The following is a 19,479-nucleotide window of genomic DNA, read 5'->3' on the forward strand; positions in this document are numbered from 1 at the left end:
GCCTGATCTGCTGGGAGGCTGATGCGCCGGAGCGGCCGGTGCGGACCGGGAGGAGGAGAGCCATGTCTGTTCTGTCCTGCAGCTTTGCTCTGAAAGGTTCATCGGTTTGGCTTTCGCACGTTCGTTCAGTTGTGAACACTGCGGCGTAGAGGTCTCCCTCGACGCCCCTGGAACCACCCATCGCAATCACTGCCCGAGTTGCCTGTGGTCGCGTCATCTCGACCGCAATGTGCCGGGTGATCGCAAGGCAGACTGCTCCGGCGGCATGGAGCCGATCGCGGTCACGGTCCGCGGCGAGGGCCGTTGGGTCCTGATCCACAGGTGCACCAATTGCGGGCGCCTTCGGCTCAACAAGACCGCCGGCGACGACAACGTCCTGCTGCTGATGCGGCTCGCGGCGCTGCCGCTCACGATGCCGTTCATCCCGTTCGCGGCCGAGCCGGTGGCCGAGCCCATGGCTGGGGTCAACGGCGTCACTCGCAAGCCGAGGGCCCGTAAGGCCAAGACCTGAGCTCAGCCCGGCAGTCTGCGTTTGACGAGGCCCCAGAACGTCTGGGGCCAGGTGTAGAGGAACAGCACGCAGAGGCCGACGTACATGGCCACTGTGAACCAGCCCAGCGCCTCGATCCCGGTGTGGTGGCTGATGACGCTCATCCCGGTGACGATCGTGCCCCAGGAGAACGGCGTCGCCCACCACGCCATCGAGAACTTGAGCCCCTTCCCGAAGGCCCAGACGATCATCGCGACACACAGCGCTGCCCACAGCAGCGTGAATCCCATGATCGGTACGCCGGCGACGATGGACAGCGTCTGGAGTCCGGTGTCGAACGGTGCGGGCAGGCCGGCCTTCGTCGCCTGATCGCCGAGGTTGCCGAGCGCGTTGACGCCCTGCCCGAACGGCGCGATGGCGATGAACAGGAGCGGCGTGGCCTGGATCGGGAGCGGGCCGTGGACGAACAGCCGCTGCAGCACGAGCGGTAGCACCACGATCGTCATGATCAGGTCGAGGCCGAACATCGCGTACAGGCAGGTGACGAACAGCGCCTTCCCCTGGCCCGGGTCCAGGTGTTGCAGCAGTGGCAGGGCGAAGGCGGCCGACACCATCGTCCCGGTCGGCGGCAGCAGCCAGGCGGGGGACTGGCCGATGATGCTCAGGTCGTACTTGATGATCATCAGCAACGTCAGCCCGACCGCACAGACGAGACCGACGAGGGTGCCGATCGTCCACAACGTCGTACTCAGGCCGATCGCCAGGCTGTCCGGCAGGAACGTGTGCCCGACGGTGTAGCAGATCAGTCCGGTGGCGAGAAAGGCCAGCGAGATGCACGCGTAGAAGGGCGCGACCGTGGGGTCGAGCAGATCGGCCCGGGCCTGGTCGGAGTGCGCGTACCAGTGAATGCCGCGGGCAACCACCAGTGCGACGAGCTCGACGAAGGCCAGTACGGCGAAGACCTGCCAGACCCGCAGCGCGCCCGGGAACTGGTGTGGTAGCGCGATCCCGGCACCCGGAATGATGGCGGTCCCCATGATCGCGGCGTACCAGTTCGGTCCCAGGTGGCGGAACGCCGGCCAGCGCCGGTCGTCGGCACTCATCAGATGTCGATCAGTGCAGCGTCGAGGAGGCGGGTGAGCTGGGACGGAGCGCGGCCGGCCTTGGCCAGCACGTTGGTCCCGATCACCACGGCCAGGAGGGCGCTCGCCGCGTCGCCGGGATCGCGGCCGGGGATCAGTTCGCCGCTGGCCTGACCGCGTTCGATCGCGGCCCGGAACGCGTCCTGGATCAGGTCGAACATCTCCTTCGAGACGTCGGCGACGGCTTCGTCCGAGCTGCCCAGCTCGGCGACCGAGTTGACGATCAGACAGCCCAGCTGATGCTCACCGACGCCGGCCAGGTTACGCATCGCCGTCCGCAGCTTGAGGCGCTCGGGCCCCGGTCCGTCGAGCGCCTTGGTCAATTGGGCGGCGCGATCGGCGCAATACCGCCGTATGGCCAGCTGGAACAGGTGGTGCTTGCTCCTGAACGTGTTGTAGAGGCTGCCTTTGCCGATGCCGAGCTCGTCGACCAGGTTCTGCGGAGTCGTCGCGCCGAAGCCGCGCTGCCAGAAGACCTCCACCGCCCTGTCGATGGTCTCCTCGGTGTCGAACGTCATGGGTCTCGCCACAGCCTCATCCTAAGGTTCTGTACCCTGAAGTCAAGAATGCGAACCCGAAGGGAATCGAGAGTGCGGATCGGTTCACATGTTGCCGTCGCCGGTGGGCTGGTCAAGGTCGGGCTGGCGGAGGCTGCGGCGGTCGGCGCCGAGATCATCCAGCTGTTCGCCGGCAATCCCCGCAGCTGGATACCGGCGGCGATCGATCCGTCGGTCGACGAGGCGTTCCGGGCGGCGTGCGCCGAGCGGGACCTCCCGGTCGTCGTCCACGCGCCGCACCTGATCAATCTGTGCTCGCCCTCCGACCTGGTGCTGAGCCGCTCGACGGCCGCCCTCGAATTCACCATGCAGCGCGCCGCGTCGCTCGGCGCGTCCGCGGTTGTCGTTCATGCGGGCTCCCTGGTCACCAAGGGGCGCCGCGCAGAAGTACTCCGTGGCCTGCGTGATCTCGTCGTACCGATCGCCCACCGGTGGCACGACGTACTGCTGCTGATCGAGCCGACGGCAGGAGCCGGCGAGGCGGCCGCGTCGACCATCGACAGCAGCATGGAGTACCTCGACGCTCTGGCCGACCCGGAGATCGGCCTGTGTCTGGACACGTGTCACTTGCACGCAGCCGGCGAGGAGCTGACCGCGATCAAGCAGGTGGCAGACCGGGTCGGGCTGATTCATGTGAACGACAGCCGCGATCCCGCCGGTTCACGCCGCGACCGGCACGAGTCGCTCGGCTGCGGCACGATCGGACTGGCCGCGCTGGCGACAGTGCTGTCGGCCGTGCAGGACGTTCCGCTGCTCGTCGAGACGCCGACGCATGGACGGGACGTCGCCGTGCTGAAGGACATGCGTGCGGCGGCCCAGCTGTCTGTCGTACCGTGAAGCATGCCGTGGTTCCCGGAGTTCTCCACTGCGATCGAGCTGGCCCGTCGTGATGCCCGGGCGCGAGAGCAGGCGGATCCGGTCGCGCAGTACCTGAAGGCGCTGTACGACGATGCGCCGGGCGCGCTGGAGAAGACGTGGCCGGGCGACGTGGTCGTGCACGATCCACGTGCCGGGGAGATTCGCGGGCATCGCGACCTGCGGGCGTTCATCCACAGCAACCGCGAGTGGATGGCCGCGCACCACGCCCGGCTGAAGGTGGCCGGCTCGATCACGGTCGACGGGCGCGCGGCGGTCGAGCTGCTCGTCCACGTCCTGCACGAGGGCGACGAGGTGGCGTGGCCGGTAGCGGTGGTCGCCGAGTCGTGGGACGAGCGGTCGGTCGAGTTCCGCACGTACTGCAGCCAGTGGCCGGTCGACGGACTGCGTCACCTGCGGCCGCCGTTCCTGGAGGCTGGGGCCGTCGAGACCACGGACGTCGTGGCGCGCCACCTGGATGCGCTGGCCGCGGGCGACGTCGAGTCGGTCGTCAAGACCTTCCGGCCGGACGGCTACGTGCAGGAGCCGATGGACAACGTCCACCGCGGCGTGGACGGACTCCGCGCGTTCTACGCCGACGCCGGCGAAACCGCCGTACAGCCGTGTGCTGTCACCGATGACGGCGTCGGCTGCGCGCTGGAATACAACCTCGACGGACCGCCTCAGGCAGGTCTCGCCGTCTTCGAACGCGGCACGGACGGCCTCCTCGCAGCGGTCCGCCTGTACGACGACATCACGCGTTAGGCCGCTTGTTCCACCCGTGGAAGGCGCTGAGGTCGCCGCTGTCCCATGCCTCGCGCAGCCCGGGCTTGCTGAGATCCCAGTCCGGACGTACTTCGCTGCTCGCGGCCCGGAGGTCCTGCCACAGCTCGGCGATCGACGGCCGTCCCCAGAACCAGTAGCCGTTGTAGATGCTGTGCACCACCAGCCCGGGCTTGAGCACGAGCGTGTACGGGATCATCGGGTCGTTGTCGGGATCGGTGTACTCCTGGATGTCGAGATCCCGCTGCACGATCCGCCCCGGGTCGGACAGGAACGGCCACTGCGCGCCGACCGACGCCCGGAACTCCTGCAGCGTGTGGTGCTCGTCGGTCGCGATCGTCACGATCTGCGTGTAGCTAACGGCGATCTTCGGGTAGAACGCCGCAAGCTCCAGATGCTGCTGGTGCTCCTTCGGACAGTAGTGCCCGCGCGCGAGGGTGAGGATCATCGGATCCTCGCCCTGGAGGTCGCTCAGCTTCCGCGGTACTTCCTCCTGGTCGGGCAGCTCGTAGTCGGGGAACACGGCGCCGGGCACGATGTCAGCTCGCATGCTCGTCACTGTAGACCTGGGTCGTGCCGGCGCGGTGGGCGTTGACCGACTGGTGTGGGTTCCGCGGACCCTGGTGAGTGAGACCAGGGAGTGACCCGGGTCCGGTGGACCGGTGGCGCGGAGCATCGTCGGTGCGGAACCCATCCGGGAGGAGAAGACCTATGTGTTTCGCTCACTCGGCGACCGCCAGCGACGCCGTGCACGTTCAGGCAGGGGTCGGTCCCGAGGCCGCCGCCAGCTTCGCCCAGTTGGCCGGCGAGGGCGGCCTCGGCACGGTAGACGTTGCCGGATCGGGTACGCCGGAGACCGTCGCCGCTCCCCGCGGGGACCGGGTCCTGGACGGGTACGGGCAGGTCCTGCACAACCGCTGGAACCGCGACCTGGAGCCGGCCGTGACCGTCCGTCCCGGTGAGGAGATCCAGCTGCTCTGCCGCGATGCGCTGGACATCGGTGACCAAGCACAGACTTTGACGCCGGACGGATCGATGACGCTCGACCTCGGCCGGATCCATCCGCTCACCGGCCCGGTGCATATCGAGGGTGCCGAGCCGGGGGACATCCTCGAGGTCGAGGTGCTCGATGTCAGCCCGCTGGTCGACTTCGGCTACACGACCGTCAGTCCCGCTCTCGGCCTGTTCGGAACCCTCCGTCCGGACGTCCTCGGCGTCTTCGCCCCGTGGATCGAGGCGGCACAGCTGAGCGATCCGAGTCCCGGGCGGGTGCCATCGGCGATCCCCGAGGACCAGCCGTTCGGCACCGGAGCGGCGTACGTCCAGCTCTACCGGTTCGAACGCGGGCAGTCGTCGGGCTACGCCACGTTCGTCGGTTCCGACAGCGGGAAGCGTGCGCAGATCCCGATCGCGCCGTTCCTGGGGATCATGGGCAACGCGCCGATGCGCAAGGGTATGTACCGGACGTTCCCGCCCAGCTTCAGCGGCGGGATGGGCGGCAACATCGACGTACGCCAGATCACCACCGGCTCCCGGCTGCAGCTTCCGGTGTACGCCGAAGGCGCGCTGTTCTCGGCCGGCGACGGGCACATGGCCCAAGGCGACGGCGAGATTTCCGGGACTGCCATCGAGACGCTGATGTCGGCGACGCTGCGGTTCCAGGTCATCAAGAACACGGTGATCAGCGCACCGCGGGCGATCGTTCCCGCCGCGGACCCGACCCAGCGGGCGATGTCCGCCGAGATGGCCGCGCAGGGGTACTACATCACCACCGGCGCCGGTCCCGACCTGATGGAGGACGTGAAGAACGCCGTCCGCGACATGATCGACTGGCTGGTCACCGACCAGGGCGTGAGCATGCATGAGGCCTACGCGCTGTGCAGCGTCGCCGGGGACCTGAAGATCAGCGAGCTGGTCGACCTCCCGAACTGGCTGGTCTCGATGACCGTCCCTCGCGGAATCTTCGAAGAAGCCGCATGATGACCGTCGCCGACCTGCTGGTGGCTACGCTCAAGGCGTCCGGTGTCCGGCGCGTCTACGGTCTGCCGGGCGACTCGCTCAACGGCCTCACGGACGCGCTGCGCCGTGACGGCGGACTGAGTTGGCAGCATGTCCGTCACGAGGAGGCGGCCGCGCTGGCGGCGGCGGGAGAAGCCGCGACGACCGGCGAGCTGGCCGTGTGCGCGGCGAGCTGCGGGCCCGGCAATCTGCATCTGATCAACGGTCTGTTCGACGCGCAGCGCAGCCGGGTGCCTGTGCTCGCCATCGCTGCGCACATCCCGTTGGCGGAGATCGGGAGTGGGTACTTCCAGGAGACCCATCCGCAGGAGTTGTTCCGCGAATGCAGCGTGTACGCCGAAATGGTCAGCGCCGCCGAGCAGTTCCCGCGGATCCTGCGGGTGGCGATGCGTACGGCGATCGAGCGGCGCGGTGTCGCGGTGGTCGTCGTACCCGGGGAGGTATTCAAGGCGGCTGCACCTGACGACGCGGTGCACGCCGTACGGGCGGCGTCGGCGCGGGTGCTGCCCGCCGAGGCGGATCTGGTGGCTGCGGCCCAGGTGCTGAACTCGGCCGGCGCGGTCACGATCCTGGCCGGGGCCGGGTGCCAGGGCGCGCATGGCGAGGTCGTCGGGATCGCCGAGAGGCTGAAGGCTCCGGTGGTCCATGCTCTGCGTGGCAAGGAGTTCGTCGAGTACGACAATCCGTACGACGTGGGTATGACAGGCCTGCTCGGCTTCGTGTCCGGTTATCGCGCGATGGAGCACTGCGATGCGTTGCTGATGCTCGGCACCGACTTCCCGTACCGTCCGTTCTTCCCCGAGAACGCCCGGATCGTGCAGGTCGACGTCCGCGGTGAGCAGATCGGCCGCCGGGTGCCGGTCGACGTACCCTTGGTCGGGACGGTGAAGGACACGGTCGAGGCCCTTCTTCCGCATCTCGCCGCACGGGCCGATGTGAAGCATCTCCAGACGATGACCGCGCACTACCGACGGACTCGTCGCCGGTTCGACAAGCTGGCCGAACCCGGGCGGCGCAGGGGTCCGCTGCATCCCGAGACGGTCGCAGCGGCGGTCGATCGACTGGCCGACGACGACGCCGTACTCATCCCTGATGTCGGTACGCCGACGCTGTGGGCCGCGAGGTACTTCCGGATGAACGGCCGACGGCGACTGATCGGCTCCTTCACCCACGGCACGATGGCCAACGCCCTGCCGCAGGCTCTCGGTGTGCAATCCGCCTTCCCGGATCGTCAGGTCGTTGCCTTCTCCGGCGACGGCGGGCTGGCGATGCTGATGGGGGAGCTCCTGACGCTGCGTCAGCTCGATCTCCCGGTGAAGATCGTGATGCTCGACAACGGCGCGCTCAGTTTCGTCGAGCTCGAGATGAAGGCCGACGGCATCGTGAACTACGGCACGGATCTCGACAACCCGGATTTCGCCGCGGTGGCTCGGGCCGTCGGCGTGCACGGCATCCGGGTCGACAACGCGAAGGACCTGGACGGCGCGTTGAAGGACGCGTTCTCGCATCGCGGGCCGGCGCTGGTCGACGTACGGACGTTGCGCCACGAGGTCGCCATTCCGCCGAAGATCGCGTTGAACCAGGCTGCGGGCTTCACTCTGTGGGCAACCCGGAGCGTGCTGAACGGCGACGCCAGCGCGGTCCTCGAGGTCGCCCGGACGAACGCGAGACAACTCGCGCGCGAGTGACTCAGGTCTGGTCGGCGGGCAGTGCCACGGTGACGTGGAGGCCGCCGCCCAGGCGGGCCATCAAGGTGAGCGTGCCGTTGTGGGCCTCGGTGATGCTTTTGACGATCGCCAGGCCCAGGCCCACGCCCGGCTGATGGGTGCGGGCGCCGCGCTGGAACGGCTCGGTCAGGGTGGAGACCAGTTGCCGGCTGAGGATCTCACCGGTGTTCTCGACGGTCAGTACGACGGAATCGAAGCGTGCCGCGGTGGTGACGGAGATCGTGCCGTGCTCGGGCAGGTTGTGGACGATCGCATTGTGGATGAGGTTCGTCGCGAGTTGGAGCAGGAGCGTGTGGGAGCCCTTGGTCGGCGTGAGCTCGCCGGCGGTCTCGATGGTGATGCCGCGCTTCTCCGCGAACGGGAGCAGGGTCTCGGTGGCCTCTTCGACGATGAGCGAGAGGTCCACGCGTTCCTGGGTGAAGGACCGTTGATCGGCGCGGCTCAGCAACAGGAGCGCTTCGGTCAGGTTGATCGCCCGGGTGTTGATGGCGCGCAGGCGTTCGTCGAGGTCGCCGCTGTCGCGGTTCGGGTCGTTGATGGCGACGTCGAGGAGCGTCTGCGTGATGGCCAGCGGCGTACGCAGTTCGTGGGAGGCGTTGGCCGCGAATCGTTTCTGTTCGGCGACGTGGGCCTCGAGTTGCGCGAGCATCCGGTCGAAACCGTCGGCGAGTTCACGGAACTCGTCGGTCGGTCCTTCGAGTTCGATCCGGTGCGACAGCGAACCGTTCTCGGCAAGACGCGTGGCGTTGGTGATGCGAGTCAGCGGCGCGAGCATGCGGCCCGAAAGGATCCAGCCGCCCAGCAGGCCGAAGATCAACAGCAGCATGAATACCGCGGCGGCCCGCGGCGCGAACACATCCAGCAGGCGCGACCGGACCGGGAAGACATCGCTGCCGGCGGTCCCGTTGGGCACCGTCAGTACGGCCTGCTCGGGGACGTAGCGCAGGAGGAACAGCCACACCGCCGCGAGGAGCAAGGTGCCCGCGAGCATGAGGAAGGCGGCGTAGCTGAGGGTGAGCTTGAGGCGGACGCTCAACCCGGGCTGCCTATGCATGACCTGCTTCCCCAGTGAGCACACACATACTCGCGACGCTACCGGGCTGCGCATATCGTTCGCATATCCAAAACCGCATACGTTCCGACAACATCGGTCCAGCTTGACTGGAAGGCCGGAGCAGACGGAGGTAGTGCGATCATCAGAGGCTGGCACGGCTGGCTCGGTACGTTCACGGGCGTAGCCGTCATAACGGTGCTCGCGCTGCCATTGGCCGCGCTGCTCGTGTGCGTGCTCGCACGCCGCCGGCGTACGTGGCGCACAGCGCTGGCCGACGTCGGCCTCGTCTACGGCACGGTGCCGTGGGTGTGGATGACCCTGTTGCCGGGCAGTCGCGCCGGTGTCGCGCCCGCTCGGGTGAGCCTCGTGCCGCTGCATGACCTGGTGACGATGCCGGCACCCGAGATCGTCGGCAACCTGCTCGTGTTCGCAGCGGTCGGGTTCCTCGCTCCGCTGCGATTCGCGGCCTTGGCGTCCGTACCGCGGATCCTGGCGCTCGCCGGGAGCTGTTCGATCCTGATCGAGGTCTCGCAGTACGCCTTCCAGTTGGACCGGGTGACCTCTGTGGACGACGTACTGCTCAACACCGCCGGCGCCGGACTGGCCGCCGTCGCATCACGTCGCTGGTGGCTGGTCAGGACCGAGGAGCCGGAAGCTGCACAGTCTGTCCGGAACTGATCGACTCCTCGATCGCGCAGATGAGCTCCGTGACCAGTACGCCGTGATCGATACCCGGCCCGAGGTCGCCGCCGTCGACGAGCCCGGCAGCGAAGTCCTGAACCATCCACACTGCCGGGCCGACCTGCGACCGGCCGATCCGGCCGGCCACGGGCCAGGTCGACCGGTACTTGTCGCTGACCACAGTCAGGCCCTGGTGCGACAGGTCCGCCGTCACCGATCCCTCGGTGCCAACCACCTGGAACCGGAAGTCCACGATCCCGTCACCCGCATCCGGCAGCGTCCATGCCGACGAGAGCGTCGCAGTCGATCCGTCCTCGAAGCTGACCAACGCGTGGACGACGTCCCACGTGTCGAGACCGCGCTTGGCCAGCACACCACGAGATCCGACCGCAGTCACCGATACGGCCCGACGGCTGGTGAGGTAGAGGATGAGGTCGACGGTGTGCGGCATAAGGAACCACGCCGGCGACGACTTCGCGGCCCACGACAGCATGGTGGTCGGCACGAAGTACGAGTTGCTCAGCGTGGCTGATGCCGTGATCGGATCGCCGATGGAGTCCATCGCGGCCTTGGCCTGCACCACGTGCGGATTCCACCGGTTCTCGAAGCCGACGAGGCAGCGCACCCCTGAGCGATGAACCGCCGCCGCGATGGCCTGGGCGTCGTCGAGATTCATGGCGACCGGCTTCTCGATCAGCAGATGCTTACCGGCCTCGGCCACATCGACGGCGACCTCGCGATGGGCGAAGTCCGGCGTCGCAACGATCACCGCGTCCGGGTCGAGGCTCTCGAGCAACTCGGCGTGGGACGAGACGACGGGCAGGCCCGTGGCCGCCCGCGCTTGGGAGGCCACCTCTTCCGAGGGCTCTGCCAGACCGACGACATTGACGTCCGGCCGGTTGTGGAGTGCCTCGGCGAACAGTCTCCCGCGGAGCCCGGCGCCGACGATGCCTATGGTGACCATCAGAACAGTGTGAAGCCGCCGTCGACCTTGACGATAGAGCCGGTCATGAAACTGGACGCCTCGCTCGCCAGGAAGATTGCCACCGGCCCCAACTCCGGCGGCAGCCCGTAGCGCTTCATCGCCGCCGGATCGACGCACCACTGTTTGAACTCGGGCTGGTCGACCGGTGACATCTCGGTCAGGAAGTACCCCGGCGCCATCGCGTTGACGCGGATCCCGTGCGGCGCCCACTCCGCCGCGAGCGCCTTGGTCAGCTGATGTACGGCGGCCTTCGACGACAGGTACGACGCCTGCCAGCGCGGCTGGTTCACGATCTCCGCCGACATCGACCCGACGTTGACGATCGTGCCGCCGCCGCGCTCGGCCATCCGGCGGGCGACCGCTCGACTGCAGTACCAGAGGCCGTCGACGTTGACCGAGAACACTTCGTGCCACGCGGTATCGGGCGTCTCGAACGCGCGACCGGCGACTCCGATCCCCGCGTTGTTGAGCAGCACGTCGATCTCGCCGAACTCGCTGCTCACCTGCTCGACCGCGCGTTCCACGTCGTCGACGTCGGACACCTCGAGCTGGACGCCGTACGCCCGGATGCCGAGTGCGGAGAGCTCCGCCGCGGAGGCTTCGGCCGCGGCGAGGGTCCGCGCGGTGACCGCGACCGCGGCACCGGCATCGCCGAGCGCCTCGGCCATCGCGCGTCCGAGACCCCGGCTGCCACCGGTGACGAGAGCGACCTTGCCCTCGAGGGAGAACTTCTGCATCGCGTTCATGGTGACCCTTCTGTGGTTGGCCAGAGCGGAGCCAGGCCGGCGGAGAGGAGGGCGAAGCCTTGGTTGGCGGCTTTCACTGCGGTGGGCAGAGCTTTCGGGGCGGAGGTGCCGGACGCGCAGCGGTCGAAGTTCGACATCGCCAGGGTCCAGTGGACCGAGACGATCTGGGCGGCGGCCAGGCGGGCGGTGAACTCGGGGGTTCCGGCGGTCTCGTGCAGAGCCGAGGCCAGTTCCCTTTCAGAGGTCTCGTTGAACTGGAGCAAGCGCGCCATCAACGCCGGCGTACTGCGGAGAAGCCGGTAGAGGTCGAGCACCTGGGGGAGATCGGTGAGGCCGGTGAACGGGTCGTGGGCGCGGAGGCGCTCGATGAAGTGGGTGTGGAGTGCGACCAGCGGTGACTGGTCGGCGGGGCGAGCGCGGACGACACGGGCCGGCTCGTCTTCATGGTCGGCGAAGCGGTGGACGACGAGGTCTTCCTTGGTCGGGAAGTACGCGAAGAGCGTACGCCGGGACACCTCCGCGGCCTCCGCGACCTGGGTGATCGACACCTGGTCGAAGCCGTGCTCGACGAACAGCTCGATGGCCGCCGTCGAGATCGCCTCCCGGGTCCGGAGCTTCTTCCGTTCACGCAACGCCACGGCGGGATCGTAGCACCGGGTGCTAATCTGCACTTAGTCTACTTTTGCACTGAGGAGAGGTCGGATGGACGTACTGATCGCGGGAGCCGGCCCGACCGGGCTGATGCTGGCGTACGAGCTGGCGCTCGCCGGCGTCGACGTGACCGTCCTCGAACGGCTGGACACACGGATCGAGCAGACGAAGGGCAGCTCGCTGCAGGCCCGCACGGCCGAGGTGCTGGACCTGCGCGGGCTGCTCGGACCGATCCGGGCGCGTGAGCTGCCGCGCGAGGAGGTCGGCGGGCATTTCGCCGGGCTGCCGGTGCCGCTCGACGCGTCGCCGTGGAACACCCCGCACCCGTACCCGATCTCGGTGCCGCAGTGGATCGTCGAGGAGGAGCTCGAGCGGGCCGCGGCCGCCCGAGGAGTTCAGGTACGTCGTGGTGCCGAGGTCAGTGCGGTCTCGCAGGACTCCGACGGCGTGACTGTCACGGCGGATGGCGAGCTCTTGCGGGCTCGGTATCTCGTGGCGTGCGACGGCGCACACAGCACGGTCCGCAAACTGCTCGACGTACCGTTCCCCGGTCGGTCGGGGACGTTCCGTGCGGTGCTGACCGACGTACGGCTGTCGTCGGTGTCGGACGAGGTGCCGACGAGCGTGGGTCACTTCAGCACGATGACGAAGCAAGCCGGTGAGTACTGGGGCATGCTCGTACCGGTCGGCGAGGGGAAGTATCGCTTCACCTTCGGCCGGGACGGAGTCGCTTCCGCGGATGAGACTGCGGAGGCGCTCAGTGTCCTGTACGGCGAGGAGACCCTGATCGCGGAGGTGCTGAACTCGTCCGAGTTCGGTGACGCGACGAGGCAGCTGGAATCGTATCGGTACGGGCGGATCCTGTTCGCGGGGGACGCTGCGCACATCCACCCGCCGTTCGGTGGGCAGGGGCTGAATCTCGGCATACAGGACGCGTTCAACCTGGGCTGGAAGCTCGCGGCCGCAGCGCGCGGTACGGCGGACGTGCTCGACACGTACCAGGTCGAGCGGCATCCGGCGGCGGCCCGCGTACTGCGTCATACCGCGGCGCAGCGGGTCTTCGCCCTCCCTGGGCCGAGCGAGGACGTCGTCGAACTGCGGGAGATCTTCACGGACCTGATGCGGCTTCCGGACACCAACCGGTACCTCGCCGGCATGATGTCCGGACTCGATGTAGCGGACCGGATCGCCGACTTCGAGCTGGTCACCGGTGAGGGGCCGGTCTGGCTGTCGACGCTCCTGCACTCCGACCGCGGTCTACTGCTCGACTTCGAGGGTCGGACCTGGCCGGACGGTTGGGCCGAGCGCGTCGACGTACTGCAGGTCAAGCCGGACGGGGAACACGACGCGTTGCTGATCCGCCCGGACGGATTGCTGTGCTGGTCGGGAGGGACGGATGTCACCGTCGCGCTGACGCAATGGTTCGGTGTCAGAGCGGGGTGAGGAGACAGAACTCGTTGCCCTCGGGGTCGGCCAGCACTGTCCAATGGACGTCGCCTTGGCCGATGTCGAGCCTCGTGGCACCCAGGGCTTCGAGTCGGGCAACCTCTGCCGCGGGGTCGTCGCCGGGATACGGGCGAAGGTCGAGGTGGATGCGGTCCAGCCCGGTCTTCGGGTCGGGGGAGCGGAGGAACTCGAGGTACGGGCCGACGCCCTTGGACGAGCGCAGCGAGGCGGAGTCGTCGGTCTCCTCTTGCAGGGTCCAGTCCATCGCCTGGCTCCAGAACCGGGCCATGGCGTGCGGATCCACACAGTCGACCACGATCGCGGCGATCGGGCCGGTGTCGCTGTAGATCGGGCGCGGCTCGAGTACGCAGAACTCGTTGCCCTCGGGATCGGCGAGGACCGTCCACGGCACGTCACCCTGGCCGATGTCGGCGGGGGTCGCGCCGAGCTCCTCGAGGCGCGCGACCAGGTCTGCCTGGTGAGTCGCGGAGGTGGTCGCCAGGTCGATGTGCACGCGGTTCTTGGCCGGCTTGGGGTCCGCGCCCGGAATCAGGTCGACGCACACGGCGCTCGGATCCGGGTACGTGACACCCTCAGGCTCGAGGTTGGTCTCTTCGGGTTTGTCGCCGGTGACCTTCCACCCCAGGGCCTCCGCCCAGAACGCCCCGAGCGCAGAGTTGTCCCGAGCCTTGATCACCGCCTGCACAAGTCGCGTCGCCATACCGGGATCTTATGTCTCACGGCGAGTGGTATTTGAGAAGGCCGATCAACACCAGACTGGCAACCACGATCACCACGAGCATTACCGGTCGGGGCGGCCGTTCGTTCACGGTGCCTTGGCCGCCGATGCCAGCGAGAGCATCCGGTCGATCACCTCGGTGCGGGACAGGCCGGTGGCGTCCATCATGCGCGGATACCGGCTGTACGACGTCATTCCGGGCAGGGTGTTGACCTCGTTCAGTACGACGGTTCCGTCGTTCGTGAGGAACATGTCTACTCGTGACAGACCGCGGCAGCCCAGCGCGCGGTAGATCGCCTTCGCCGTTTCCTGGACGAGGGCGCGCGACTCGGCCGGGATGTCTGCGGGCACGATCACCGTCGAGTTGTCGGAGCCGCTTTCCGGCGTACTCTCCTGGTGGATCTTGAAGAAGCCGTGCGAGAGCGCGATCTGGTCGACCTCACCCGCGAGCAGCTCCGGATCGTTGCCGAGGATCGCGCAGCCGATCTCGCTGCCCACAACGGCCTCCTCGATCAGCACCTTCGAGTCGAACTCCCGGGCGGCCTCGACCGCGGCCGGCAGTTCCTCTTTGCCTGCGACCTTGCTGACGCCGAAGGACGAGCCCGAGCGGGCCGGCTTCACGAAGATCGGATAGGTGAACTGGTCGGGATCGATGACCTGGCTCGCCGTGAACGTCCAGAACTTCGGCGTCGCGATCCCGGCGCTCGCGGCGACGGTGTAGGCGAGGGACTTGTCCATGCACAGCACGGAGCTCTGGATGTCGCAGCCGACGTACGGAAGACCGGATAGTTCGAGCAGACCCTGGATCGCGCCGTCCTCGCCTTGTTTGCCGTGCAGGACCGGGAAGAGGACGTCGAGGCTGATCGTCTCGTACTTCCCGTCGTCCAGGACGAGCAGCCCAGGAGTCGTCCTGTCGGATGACAGCATGACCGGGCGGCACGCGCCGTTCTCCCAATCCGTGGCCGGGCCGTCGCACAGCTTCCACGCGCCGTCCTGGGTGATGCCGATGTAGAACGGTTCGTACTTCGCGGTGTCGATGTTCTCCGCGACCTGTTGGGCGGACTTCACCGAGATGGGGTGTTCCTCGGAGCGGCCTCCGAAGATGATGCCGATCTTCATATCCACTGCTGCTTCCTGTTCTCGAATTTCCGGCAGTTGATGATCGAGTTCTCGACCGTGTCGCTCAGGGCGTGATCGGTGTAGTAGGCGGTGTGCGGGCTGACGATCACGTTCGGCAGTTCCTGGAGTCGCAGCAGTTGTTTGCTTTCGACGGGCTCGTTGCTGCGGTCGGCGTAGAAGATGCCGTCTTCGCCTTCGAGGACGTCCAGCGCGGTGCCGCCGAGACGCCCGTCTTCCAACGCCGCGAGAAGCGCCTCGGTGTCGAGGAGCGGGCCGCGTCCGGTGTTGACGACGTACGCGCCAGGCTTCAGCTGCTCGATCCGTCGACGGTCGAGCAGATGGTGGGTGTCGGGGGTGAGTGGCGTGTGCAGCGTCACGAGGTCGCTGACGCGCAGCAACTCGTCGAGGGGGACGTAGTCGGCCGAGGTCGCAGGACGGTTGTCGTAGGCAACGGTGCGGCAGCCGAAGCCGCGCAACCGGTCGATCACGGCTGCACCGATGCGTCCGGTCCCGACGACTCCGACTGTCAGATCGCGCAGTTCTTTCCCGCGTACATCGTTGAGCCGGTAGTCGTGAATGTCGGCTCGGCGGATCATCGACTTCGCGTTCCGTATCGCCATCAGCATCAGCATCAGCGTGTAGTCGGCGACGCTGTCGGGGGAGTAGGCAACGTTCTCGACGGTGATGCCGACGCTGTCCGCGTAGTCGACGTCGAGGTGGTTGTAGCCGATGCTCCTGGTTGAGATGTACGCGACGCCGGCTCGGGCGAGAGCCAGCAGCGTTTGGTTGGTGATGTGTGTCTTATGGCCGACACTGATACATCTCTTGCCGAGGGCAAGTTCGATGGTGGCCTCGGATACGGGTTCCTCGGTGATGGTCGGTACGACGCCGAGGCGAGGCGCGAGCTCCCGGAACAGAGCGGCCTCGTCCGGCCCGCACCCGTAGATCGTCATCGCGACGTCCGGCGGGGTCGCAGACGACAACCAGGACGCCAGCGATTGCGTACGGCGTACCGGTTCGCTGTAGGTCATACCTCCAGTGAAGGAGGAGTGGTGTTGCCGGCGCGTATCGGAATTTCGATATGCCGACGAAACACTGCGGCTTCTTTACTGGGCGGATGATCCCGCTCAGCCTCGATGAGATCGCCAAGGTCGTCGGCGGCACGGTCGCCGGAGACGGCTCCGTGAAAGTGACCGCCTCCGCAGTACTCGACGGTCGCGAGGCCGAGCCAGGGGGCCTGTTCGTAGCCTTTGCCGGCGAACACTCCGACGGCCACGACTACGCCACGCAGGCCGGCCAAGCCGGTGCGGTAGGTGTGCTCGGCTCACGTCCCACGGCACTGCCCACGGTCGTAGTCGAGGACGCGCAAGCGGCACTACAAACGCTCGCCTCTCACGTCGCCGCGCGGCTACGCAAGGGGCTGACTGTCGTAGGCCTCACCGGCTCCCAGGGCAAAACCAGCACGAAGGACCTGCTGACGGCGGCTCTCTCCAAGGTGGGGCCAACGGTCGCAACGATCGGTTCGCTCAACAACGAGCTCGGCGTACCGCTCACGATCCTGCGCGCCGACCCGGCCACCCGCTTCCTTGTCATCGAGATGGGCGCGCGACGGATGGGCGACATCGCTCACCTCGCCGGCCTGGTCCCACCCGATGTGGCGGTGGTGCTGAACGTCGGCCGGGCGCACCTCGGCGAGTTCGGCTCACGGGGCGCGATCGCCAAGGCGAAGGGCGAACTCGTGCAGGGCCTCGCGCCGGGCGGTACCGCCGTACTGAACGCCGACGATCCCCGGGTCGTCGCTATGCGCGCCCTCACGGACGGCCCGGTGCTCACCTTCGGCCGGGCGGAGCACGCCGACGTACGGGTGCTGGACCTGACGCTCGATCGCCTCGGACGGCCGTCGTTTACGCTGCGGTCCGCCGACGCTTCGGCTCCCGTCGTACTGCCGCTCATCGGTGCGCACCAGGCGTTCAACGCGGCAGCAGCCGCAGCGGCCGGGTTGGCGATCGGCGTACCGCTCGAGCTGACTGCGACTGCCTTGGCCACCGCGTCATTGTCGAAGTGGCGGATGGAGCTGTGCGAGCTGCCCGGCGGCATCACGCTCCTGAACGACTCCTTCAACGCCAACCCCGACTCCACCCGTGCGGCACTGGACGCGATGGCGGTGATCGAGGGCAGCCGCCGCATCGCCGTACTCGGCGAGATGCTCGAGCTAGGCGAGGAAAGCGAGTCCGAACACCGCATCATCGGCCAGTACGCCGCCACCCGCGCCGACATCATCATCGCCGTCGGCGAAGGTGCACGCGCGATCGCGGCGGGCGCGGGGGAGCACGCCGTGGCGCTGCCCGACAACAACGCAGCAATCGATTGGCTCCGCCGAACCCTCGCCCCTGGAGACGTGGTCCTGGTCAAAGCCTCACGGGACTCCCGCCTGGACGAGGTAGCCGCCGCGCTCACCTAGCGTCCGCGTCCGCTGTATGAGCTCGGCTGCGGCAAGGAGCGGAGGAAGCGGGTCGAGGTATCGGTTTGGTCGGCATAGCCGTGGTGCTGGTAGAAAGCGTGGGCGTCACGGCGGTGGTTGGCGCTGTTGAGGTCTATGCGGACGCAGCCTTGGGTGATGGCGAAGGATTCCGCGGCGGCCATGAGCTGGGTGGCGATGCCCTGGCGGCGGGCCTGGGTGGAGACGACCAGGGCGACAACGCGGGCCCATGAACCGTCGCGTTGGAAGAACGGAGCCACGTGGACGGCGACCAGGCCCAGCACGTCGCCGGCCGACTCCGCGACGTACGCCGCCAGGGCTGGATCGTCGGCCCAGACCTGGATTCGATCGGCTGTCGCGCCTGCTCCGTCCTGGGGATAGCCCAGCTGACCGAGGAGCTCGTTGATGGCGATCGCGTCGGCGCGGGTTGCAGGTCTGATGTTCATCGGCGCCGCCGCTTCATGTAGAGGTCGAAGGCGCGATACACCAGCGGACGCAGCGGGAAGTCCCACTCGCCGACGTACCGCACCGCTTGCCCGCCGGTGCCGACCTTGAACTGGATCAGCCCGACATGCGAGTCCTGCAGATCGAGAGTCGGCGTGATGCCGCGCAGGTCGTACACGTCGCAGCCGGCGGCCAGCGAGTCGCGGATCATCGCCCACTGGCACGCGTTCGACCCGCGAACGTCGCGCTTCGAGGTGGACGAAGCGCCGTACAAGTACCACGCATGCGCGCCGATCTGGACCAGGATCGTCGCTGCGACCAGCTCACCCTGATGGTGCGCCAGATAAAGCTTGGCCGAACTCATCGCGGCGAGGAGGTTCTCGAAGTATTGCACTGGCCGCGGCGTGAACCGATCGCGCTCAGCAGTATGAACGTAGAGGTCGTGGAAGGCCTTCACCTCCGTGCCGACCGAGACCTCCACACCCTCCTTCGCCGCCTTCTTGATGTTGCGCCGCCACTGCTGGTTCATCCCCTGGAGGACGTCGTCCTCGGTACGCCCGGCCAGCGGAAGCTCATAGATGTACTGCGGTTGCCCGTCGCCGAACCCGTCCTCCGGACTCTGCGGCAGCCACCCTGCCTCCTCGAGCCACCGCGTCACCCGATCCCCGCCTCGCCCGGTGAGCCGCTTGACCTCCGGATCGGCGATCCCCGCCTTGACCTCGGCCGCGCTCCAGACGTCCGTACGCACCGGCGGCCCGAGCCGGACAGCGAACGCTCCCTGCGCCTTCAGGTACTCCGCGAGCGGGTCGATCCACTCGTCGAGCGACCCGCTCCAGTCGATCACCGGCCCTTGCGGCAGGTACGCCAGCGTGTAGCGCTCCAACCGCGGTACGGGCCGATGCAGCACAAGGCCCGCGCCGACGAGCCGGCGGCCGTCGTACCAGCCGAGTGACTCGCTGCGCCACTCGGTCTTCACCGCGCCCCACTCGGGTATCTGCAGGAAGCTGACCGATCGCTGGGCTTCGACGAACGCCTGATGGTCGCCGGCGCTGATGCGAGAGACGGTCAGCTTCACCGCTGCATCCTCGGATCGTGCGTGGGGTCGGCGTACATCGGCCCACAGCCGTCCGGCCGAAGCTCGTAGTGCCACGGCTCGTTGCGATAGATCTGGCACAGCCCATACGCCGAGCCGTGCTCCGCCAGCCACGCCTTCGCCTCGGAGTGCCCGATATCGACGGCCGCGCCGCGCACGTGCTGCGAGGTCTCAGGCGTAGCGACCCAGCGGGCCGCCTCCTCCTCGGAGCCGTACTTCACAATCGCTTCGCGCAACAGTTCATTCTGGTACTGCGGAGAACGCCAGCCACTGTTCACGTAGAAGGTGACCCCGTCCGCCAAGGCATCCGAGGCGGCCTTGCGCAGCGCCGCGAGCAGCGCCGGATCGAGGTTGGCCACGGCCGGGTAGTCGTCGTCGAACACCGTCACCCCGGCCGGGACGGCGCCGTCATCTTTGCTGGGCGCACCAATTGCCGCTCGAGTCATGCTCCCAGTCAAGGCAGCGCGGT

21 protein-coding genes are annotated in these 19,479 nt (G+C 67.7%); 8 read left to right on the plus strand and 13 right to left on the minus strand.

The window, feature by feature from the left end:
• Positions 1 to 106 precede the first annotated feature (106 nt).
• A complete protein-coding gene (locus EV653_RS08175; protein WP_134099599.1) occupies positions 107 to 511 on the plus strand; it encodes an RNHCP domain-containing protein in 405 nt (134 codons plus the stop codon).
• A gap of 2 nt (positions 512 to 513) precedes the next feature.
• Here the strand turns inward: EV653_RS08175 and EV653_RS08180 are convergent, their stop codons facing one another.
• Positions 514 to 1,593 carry a C4-dicarboxylate ABC transporter gene (locus EV653_RS08180; RefSeq protein ID WP_134099602.1) on the minus strand — a complete coding sequence of 360 codons (1,080 nt, stop codon included), beginning with the start codon at positions 1,591 to 1,593 and terminating at the stop codon, positions 514 to 516.
• Entirely contained in the window at positions 1,593 to 2,162 is a 570-nt protein-coding gene (locus EV653_RS08185) for a TetR/AcrR family transcriptional regulator (RefSeq protein ID WP_134099605.1), read from the minus strand. The genes EV653_RS08180 and EV653_RS08185 overlap by 1 nt, the downstream gene beginning before the upstream one ends.
• Before the next feature lie 60 nt (positions 2,163 to 2,222).
• Here EV653_RS08185 and EV653_RS08190 point away from each other — a divergent pair, with 60 nt between their 5' ends.
• Entirely contained in the window at positions 2,223 to 3,026 is an 804-nt protein-coding gene (locus EV653_RS08190; RefSeq protein ID WP_166679316.1) for a deoxyribonuclease IV, read from the plus strand.
• 3 nt (positions 3,027 to 3,029) lie between these two features.
• Positions 3,030 to 3,809: a nuclear transport factor 2 family protein gene (locus EV653_RS08195; RefSeq protein WP_134099611.1), complete on the plus strand. Its 780-nt coding sequence runs from the start codon at positions 3,030 to 3,032 to the stop codon at positions 3,807 to 3,809.
• Here the strand turns inward: EV653_RS08195 and EV653_RS08200 are convergent.
• Positions 3,799 to 4,377 carry a redoxin domain-containing protein gene (locus EV653_RS08200; protein WP_134099614.1) on the minus strand — a complete coding sequence of 193 codons (579 nt, stop codon included), beginning with the start codon at positions 4,375 to 4,377 and terminating at the stop codon, positions 3,799 to 3,801. The two genes, EV653_RS08195 and EV653_RS08200, sit on opposite strands and share 11 nt — an antisense overlap.
• Before the next feature lie 161 nt (positions 4,378 to 4,538).
• Between EV653_RS08200 and EV653_RS08205 the strand changes: the two genes are divergently transcribed.
• Together EV653_RS08205 and poxB are read left to right on the plus strand one after the other, a co-directional pair.
• Entirely contained in the window at positions 4,539 to 5,807 is a 1,269-nt protein-coding gene (locus EV653_RS08205) for an acetamidase/formamidase family protein (RefSeq protein WP_134099617.1), read from the plus strand.
• A complete protein-coding gene (gene poxB, locus EV653_RS08210) occupies positions 5,807 to 7,534 on the plus strand; it encodes a ubiquinone-dependent pyruvate dehydrogenase (protein WP_238159626.1) in 1,728 nt (575 codons plus the stop codon). Before EV653_RS08205 ends, poxB begins: the two co-directional genes overlap by 1 nt.
• Before the next feature lies 1 nt (position 7,535).
• Here poxB and EV653_RS08215 read toward each other — a convergent pair whose 3' ends face one another.
• Positions 7,536 to 8,627, minus strand: coding sequence for a sensor histidine kinase (locus EV653_RS08215; RefSeq protein WP_134099622.1), 1,092 nt, complete (start codon positions 8,625 to 8,627; stop codon positions 7,536 to 7,538).
• Between the two features lie 195 nt (positions 8,628 to 8,822).
• Between EV653_RS08215 and EV653_RS08220 the strand changes: the two genes are divergently transcribed.
• On the plus strand, positions 8,823 to 9,305 hold the full coding sequence (locus tag EV653_RS08220; protein ID WP_238159627.1) for a VanZ family protein: 483 nt from the start codon (positions 8,823 to 8,825) through the stop codon (positions 9,303 to 9,305).
• Here EV653_RS08220 and EV653_RS08225 read toward each other — a convergent pair.
• From EV653_RS08225 to EV653_RS08235, 3 genes are read right to left on the minus strand one after another with little or no spacing between them, the layout of a single operon-like run.
• Positions 9,262 to 10,272 carry a Gfo/Idh/MocA family protein gene (locus EV653_RS08225; RefSeq protein WP_134099628.1) on the minus strand — a complete coding sequence of 337 codons (1,011 nt, stop codon included), beginning with the start codon at positions 10,270 to 10,272 and terminating at the stop codon, positions 9,262 to 9,264. The two genes, EV653_RS08220 and EV653_RS08225, sit on opposite strands and share 44 nt — an antisense overlap.
• On the minus strand, positions 10,272 to 11,030 hold the full coding sequence (locus EV653_RS08230; RefSeq protein ID WP_238159628.1) for an SDR family NAD(P)-dependent oxidoreductase: 759 nt from the start codon (positions 11,028 to 11,030) through the stop codon (positions 10,272 to 10,274). The genes EV653_RS08225 and EV653_RS08230 overlap by 1 nt, the downstream gene beginning before the upstream one ends.
• A gap of 5 nt (positions 11,031 to 11,035) precedes the next feature.
• On the minus strand, positions 11,036 to 11,677 hold the full coding sequence (locus tag EV653_RS08235) for a TetR/AcrR family transcriptional regulator (protein ID WP_134099634.1): 642 nt from the start codon (positions 11,675 to 11,677) through the stop codon (positions 11,036 to 11,038).
• A 64-nt stretch (positions 11,678 to 11,741) separates the two neighbouring features.
• On the opposite strand from EV653_RS08235, the gene EV653_RS08240 reads away from it, so the two are divergent.
• The gene (locus tag EV653_RS08240) at positions 11,742 to 13,133 is read left to right on the plus strand and encodes an FAD-dependent oxidoreductase (protein ID WP_134099638.1); all 1,392 of its coding nucleotides are present in this window, start codon (positions 11,742 to 11,744) and stop codon (positions 13,131 to 13,133) included.
• Here EV653_RS08240 and EV653_RS42025 read toward each other — a convergent pair.
• From EV653_RS42025 to EV653_RS08255, 3 genes are all read right to left on the minus strand, one after another.
• Positions 13,120 to 13,857, minus strand: a complete 738-nt coding sequence (locus EV653_RS42025) for a VOC family protein (RefSeq protein ID WP_134099641.1) — start codon at positions 13,855 to 13,857, stop codon at positions 13,120 to 13,122. The genes EV653_RS08240 and EV653_RS42025 overlap by 14 nt on opposite strands.
• Positions 13,858 to 13,962: 105 nt before the next feature.
• On the minus strand, positions 13,963 to 14,994 hold the full coding sequence (vanA, locus tag EV653_RS08250; protein ID WP_134099644.1) for a D-alanine--(R)-lactate ligase: 1,032 nt from the start codon (positions 14,992 to 14,994) through the stop codon (positions 13,963 to 13,965).
• A complete protein-coding gene (locus EV653_RS08255; RefSeq protein WP_238159802.1) occupies positions 14,991 to 15,947 on the minus strand; it encodes a D-isomer specific 2-hydroxyacid dehydrogenase family protein in 957 nt (318 codons plus the stop codon). The genes vanA and EV653_RS08255 overlap by 4 nt, the downstream gene beginning before the upstream one ends.
• A gap of 164 nt (positions 15,948 to 16,111) precedes the next feature.
• Between EV653_RS08255 and EV653_RS08260 the strand changes: the two genes are divergently transcribed.
• On the plus strand, positions 16,112 to 17,455 hold the full coding sequence (locus EV653_RS08260) for a UDP-N-acetylmuramoyl-tripeptide--D-alanyl-D-alanine ligase (protein ID WP_134099650.1): 1,344 nt from the start codon (positions 16,112 to 16,114) through the stop codon (positions 17,453 to 17,455).
• Here the strand turns inward: EV653_RS08260 and EV653_RS08265 are convergent.
• From EV653_RS08265 to EV653_RS08275, 3 genes are read right to left on the minus strand one after another with little or no spacing between them, the layout of a single operon-like run.
• Positions 17,452 to 17,919, minus strand: a complete 468-nt coding sequence (locus EV653_RS08265; protein WP_134099654.1) for a GNAT family N-acetyltransferase — start codon at positions 17,917 to 17,919, stop codon at positions 17,452 to 17,454. The genes EV653_RS08260 and EV653_RS08265 overlap by 4 nt on opposite strands.
• The gene (locus EV653_RS08270) at positions 17,916 to 18,992 is read right to left on the minus strand and encodes a lipid II:glycine glycyltransferase FemX (protein WP_134099657.1); all 1,077 of its coding nucleotides are present in this window, start codon (positions 18,990 to 18,992) and stop codon (positions 17,916 to 17,918) included. The genes EV653_RS08265 and EV653_RS08270 overlap by 4 nt, the downstream gene beginning before the upstream one ends.
• A complete protein-coding gene (locus tag EV653_RS08275; RefSeq protein WP_134099660.1) occupies positions 18,989 to 19,456 on the minus strand; it encodes a M15 family metallopeptidase in 468 nt (155 codons plus the stop codon). The genes EV653_RS08270 and EV653_RS08275 overlap by 4 nt, the downstream gene beginning before the upstream one ends.
• Between the last annotated feature and the right edge of the window lie 23 nt (positions 19,457 to 19,479).

Origin of the sequence: Kribbella pratensis (assembly GCF_004365355.1) — a bacterium.
Lineage (GTDB): Bacteria > Actinomycetota > Actinomycetes > Propionibacteriales > Kribbellaceae > Kribbella.